The sequence below is a fragment of the Corallococcus sp. CA053C genome (assembly GCF_003611675.1).
In the GTDB taxonomy this organism is placed as follows: domain Bacteria; phylum Myxococcota; class Myxococcia; order Myxococcales; family Myxococcaceae; genus Corallococcus.
In genome coordinates this window covers 1-5092 of sequence record NZ_RAWA01000553.1, presented here as the reverse complement: position 1 = coordinate 5092, position 5092 = coordinate 1, and the positions used below count along the sequence as shown (strand labels likewise).

Annotated in this window: 2 protein-coding genes; one reads left to right on the top strand and one right to left on the bottom strand. The window is 70.2% G+C overall.

Annotated features, from left to right (window positions below):
* Positions 1 to 154 precede the first annotated feature (154 nt).
* Positions 155 to 3763 (top strand): chromosome segregation protein SMC, encoded by a 3609-nt coding sequence (smc, locus tag D7V97_RS39710; RefSeq protein ID WP_120615775.1) that lies wholly within the window; start codon positions 155 to 157, stop codon positions 3761 to 3763.
* Between the two features lie 90 nt (positions 3764 to 3853).
* Here the strand turns inward: smc and D7V97_RS39705 are convergent.
* Positions 3854 to 5092, bottom strand: a 1239-nt coding sequence (locus D7V97_RS39705) for a hypothetical protein (protein WP_368669006.1), incomplete at its 5' end; no start/stop codon positions are given.

Sequence of the window (5092 nt, the reverse complement as noted above, 5' to 3'; positions counted from 1 at the left end):
CCTGTAGCACTGGACATAGGGTCACGCGTTGCAGTGTCACCCTTGATCACCGGTGGGGTGGCTGGTACTCCTGCCGATCGCTGCGGAGCCGATTTTCCGGCCCCGCGCGCGTTTTCATCCCGTCTCACCGTCGCCTCGTAGGGAGCCCGCTGGCATGCGAATCAAGCGCCTGGACATCACCGGCTTCAAGTCGTTCATGGAGCGGAGCGTCTTCTCGTTCGACGAGGGCGTCACCGGCGTCGTCGGCCCCAACGGGTGTGGCAAATCCAACGTCGTGGACGCCATCCGCTGGGTGATGGGCGAGCAGAGCGCGAAGAACCTGCGCGGCCGGGGCATGGAGGACGTCATCTTCAACGGCTCGGAGTCCAAGCCGCCCCTGTCCATGGCGGAGGTGTCGCTCACCTTCCTCGTGGACGACACGGACACGCTGGCGCCCCAGTACCAGGGCTTCTCCGAGATCACGGTCACCCGGCGCCTGTTCCGCAACGGCGACTCCGAGTACCTCATCAACAAGACGCTGTGCCGCCTCCTGGACATCACGGAGCTGTTCCTCGGCACGGGCGTGGGCACCAAGGCCTACTCCATCATCGAGCAGGGCCGCGTGGGCCTCATCGTCTCCAGCAAGCCGGAGGACCGCCGACACCTCTTGGAGGAGGCCGCGGGCGTCACCAAGTACAAGGCCCGCCGCAAGGCCGCCGAGCGCAAGATGGAGGCCACCGAGGCCAACCTCCTGCGCGTCAACGACATCACGGGCGAGCTGGAGAAGCGGCTCGACACGCTGTCGCGGCAGGCGAAGAAGGCGGAGAAGTACCGCAAGCTCAAGGCGCGCATGCGGGAGATTGATCTGCACTCGGCCAGCCACCGCGCGCTGGAGCTGATGGCGGAGAAGGGCGTGCTCCAGTCGCGCCTGGAGAACCTGGGCGGCGAGGAGCGCGAGGGCCTGGACCGGGTGAAGGAGCTGGAGGAGGTCATCACCCGGCGCCGCGCGGAGCTGGACGCTGAGGGCGCCGCCCTTCAGCAGTTCGCGGGGGAGGTGCACTCGCTGGAGAGCGCCGTGCAGCGTGACGCGCAGGAGCTGGCGTACGGCCGCCGCGACTTCGAGGAGACGGGCGCGCGCGTGGCCCAGTCGCAGGCGGAGCTGGACGGACTGCTCGCGCGGCAGGCGGAGGTGGTGCAGACCATGACGGCCCGCGAGGCGGAGCTGTCGGGCATCGCCGGGTCGTACAAGGAAGACGAAGTGGCCATGCAGGTGGCCCTGGAGGAGCAGCGCCGCGTCTCCGTGCTCCAGACGGAGATCTCCCTGCGCCTGGAGCAGGAGCGGGCGGGGCTCGTCGCCGTGGCCACGCGGCTCGCGAACCACGAGAGCAACCTGACCAACCTGGCGCGCCAGCGCACCGACCTGGAGGCCCGCCGCGCGAAGCTCGCGGGCGAGGTCGAGGCCCTGCGCGCCCAGGAGCAGGAGCTGGACGGCGTGCGCACGCAGGCGGCCCGCCACGTGGAGGACACCCGCCACCTGGCGTCCGAGCTGGCCGAGCGCCGGGGCCAGGAGGAGGAGGCCCTCACCCGCACGCGCGAGGCCTTCACGGAGAACGAGGTCCAGGTCATCGCGCTGCGCGAGGAGCTGAGCGACAAGCGCAGCCGCCTGTCCTCCCTGGAGGACATCCAGAAGAACTACGACGGCTTCGACCGGGGCGTGCGCGCCGTCATGGTGCGCGCCGCGGAGGCCGCGCGGGACCAGGGCATCTTCGGCCTGGTGGCGGACGTGCTCACGGTGACGTCGCCGCGCTACGAGCGCGCGGTGGAGGCCGCCCTGGGCGAGCGGCTCCAGCACGTCATCGTCGACAGCCGCGAGAAGGGCCTGGAGCTGGTGGAGTACCTGAAGGGCCACGCGGAAGGGCGCGGCACCTTCCTGCCCGTGCCCTCCGGGGACGCGGCCCGGCCCCTGGTGGAGCCGGACCTGTCGCGCCCGGGCGTCCTCGCGCACGCGCTGCGCGAGGTGTCCTGCGAGCCCGCGCTGGAGCCGGTGATGCGGCTGCTCCTGGGCGACGTGGTCATCGTCCAGGACCTGCTCGCGGCCCGGGAGTACGCGGACTGGACCCCCACGCCGTGCACGCTCGTGACGCTGGAGGGCGAGGTCTTCCGCGCCGACGGCACCATCACCGGCGGTGAGCGCGAGGGCGCGGCGGTGGGCGCGCTCCAGAAGAAGCGTGAGATCGCCGAACTGGCCTCCGAAGTGGCCCGGGTGGAGGAGCGCTACAACGAGATTCTGACCCGCCACTACACGCTCCAGAAGCAGATGGGGCAGGCGGAGACCGTCCTCAAGGGCCTGGGCAAGGAGCAGCACGCGGAGGAGGTCAACCTGGCCAGCCAGGAGAAGGACCTCCACAAGGCGAGCGAGGACCTGTCCAAGGTGCGCGAGCGGCTGCGCGCGCTGGAGGCGGAGGAGGGGCAGCTCACCCAGAGCCACACCGCGCTCACGCACGAGGAGGAGTCCAGCCGGGGCGAGGTGGCCCACGGCCAGGCGGACCGCGAGGCGCGCGAGGAGCGCGTGCGGCAGTACGCGGGCGAGCTGGAGGGGCTGCGCCAGCGCGCGGACACGGCGTCCTCGGACCTGATGGGCCTGCGCGTGAAGGTGGCCGCCGGCAGCGAGCGCGGCGAGTCGGCGCGCAAGGAGCTGGAGAGCCTGGTGTCGCAGCGCCGGGACATGGAGGCGCGCACGAGCCGCCTCCAGGGCGCCGTCACGGAAGGCCGCGTCAAGGTGGAGGCGCTGGAGCGCCGGCTCGCGGAGCTGGAGTCCACCCGGGAGCAGCGGGCGGAGGAGCACCGCGTGGCCGCGGAGGCGCTGGAGGCCCGCCGCACGGCGCACACCACCGCGACGACGGAGGTGCGCGAGCAGGACACCGCCTTCCGCGAGCTGCGCGGCCGGCTGGACGAGCTGATGCAGGGCCTGTCCCAGATTTCGCTGCGCGAGCGCGAGATTGCCCTGGAGCTGGAGCACCTGTCCGCCGGCATCCGCGAGCGCTACCAGTTGGAGCTGGCCACGGAGCTGCACCAGTACCACCTGCTGCCCACGCTCTCCCCGGAGGTGGAGGGGGAGCTCAAGGACCTGCGCGCGCAGGTGGAGAAGATGGGGGAGATCAACCTCACCGCCATCGACGAGCACGCGGAGCTGTCCAAGCGCTTCGAGTTCCTGTCCGCGCAGCGCCAGGACCTCAACGCGTCCATCAGCCAGCTGCGGGAAGCCATCGTCCGCATCGACGCGACGAGCCGCGAGCGCTTCAAGCAGACCTTCGACGTGGTGAACGACAAGTTCCAGGCCATCTTCCCGCGCCTGTTCGGCGGCGGCCGCGCCAGCCTCGTGCTGACGCAGGAGGGCCCCAACGGCGAGCCGGGCGTGGAAATCGTCGCCCAGCCGCCGGGCAAGAAGCTGCAGAGCGTCAATCTGCTCTCCGGCGGAGAGAAGGCGCTCACCGCCGTGGCGCTCATCTTCGGCATCTTCCTCATCAAGCCCACCCCCTTCTGCCTCCTGGACGAGGTCGACGCCCCGCTGGATGAGGGCAACGTGGGCCGCTACAACGACATGGTGAAGGAGATGAGCCGCCAGTCGCAGTTCATCCTCATCACCCACAACAAGCGCACCATGGAGGTCGCCGACACGCTGTACGGCGTCACCATGGAGGAGCCCGGCATCTCCAAGCTCGTCAGCGTGAAGATGCGCGAGGCCTCCGCGCACAACGACGACAAGGTCCCCGCCGCGTCGTAGCCCCGCGGCAGGCAGCGGGTAAAAGAAGACGGGCGCCCCGGAGAGTTCCCCGGAGCGCCCGTTCTGCTTTTCCAGTGCCTGCTTCGGTGCCTACTTCTTCTTGGGCGCCGTGTTGTTGTAGCTCTTCTTCGGGCACGCGCCCTGGTCCGCGGTCAGGCGCTGCTGGGCGGCCGTCAGGTCCTTCTGGGTGTTGGCGAGCGCCTCCTGGCTGGCGGTCTCCACCGGGGCCCAGCTGTCCTCCTTGGTCTTCAGCTCCTGCACCAGCGCGAGCGTCGTCTGGTCCACCGTCTCCTGCGTCTTGAGCGCCGTCACCCACGTGGTGGCGGACTCCACCAGCGCGTTGCACTTGGAGGACAGCTCGTCGAAGAGCCGGTAGTCCTTCGTCTTCGCGTACTTCTGCACGACGGCGTCATACGTCTCCGCCGCGTTGGTGCGCGCGCCGAAGGAGATGGCGGACGCGGCGGCGGCCTGGGTGCGCGCCAGCTCCAGTTGGAAGAAGCGCAGCTCCGGCGGCAGGCTGGCGGCGGACTCCACCGGGGCCTGGGAGTTGAAGAAGACGAAGCGGAAGGGGAACTTCAGCTCCGCCGACGTCTTCGCGGGCAGCGCCGCGACCTTCGCCTGCAGGCACGAGGCGAGCTGGTCGCCCTCGGTGCTGCCGGAGGGCTTGAAGACGACCTCCGTGGGGTTCGGCTGGCCCTTCATGATGTGGATGTCGGAGGCCAGCACCGGCGGCGTCGTCGCCTTGAAGCCGTTGAAGCACTCACACCAGCTCTTCTCCGCCAGGCGCACCGCTCCGGAGAAGTCCGAGCCCTCGTTGATGCCCATCGTGACGGTGGGGTTGTTGGCCGTGGCGTGGTCGTACGCGTACGTGGCCTCCACCGGCTTGGCGTCCGCCGCCAGCGGCGAGGGCTTCACGTGCGTGTCCAGCACCTGCTGGATGCACTGCGTGCCGGCCGGGGTGAGGTTCTCCCCGCTGACGGCGTGCGTGCCGCCCTGGGCGTTGACGGTGGTCTTCACCGTCACCTTGGTGCTGGCCGCGGGGCCGCGGTTGGCCGGATCCACCAGACACTCGAGCACGTCCGGACGCACGCTCAGGAGCGCGCCCACGAGGACGCCCTCGTTGGCGGGGGAGGGCAGGGTCTGCTCGCGCGGGAAGCAGGACGCCAGGTCGAAGGGGGGCTGGTTGGTGATGCGCAGCCGCTCCTCCTTCGTCATCTGCTTCTGGCCTTCGGCGGCGGGGGCGTCACCGGTCTTCTGCTGACCGGCACAGGCGGCGGTGAGGATGACGGAGGCAACGGCGAGACGTCTCAGCATGGTGAGGGGTTCTCC

Bases quoted from the DNA above. Each gene is read 5' to 3' on its own strand.
- smc (WP_120615775.1), top strand. From the start codon at position 155: ATGCGAATCAAGCGCCTGGACATCACCGGCTTCAAGTCGTTCATGGAG.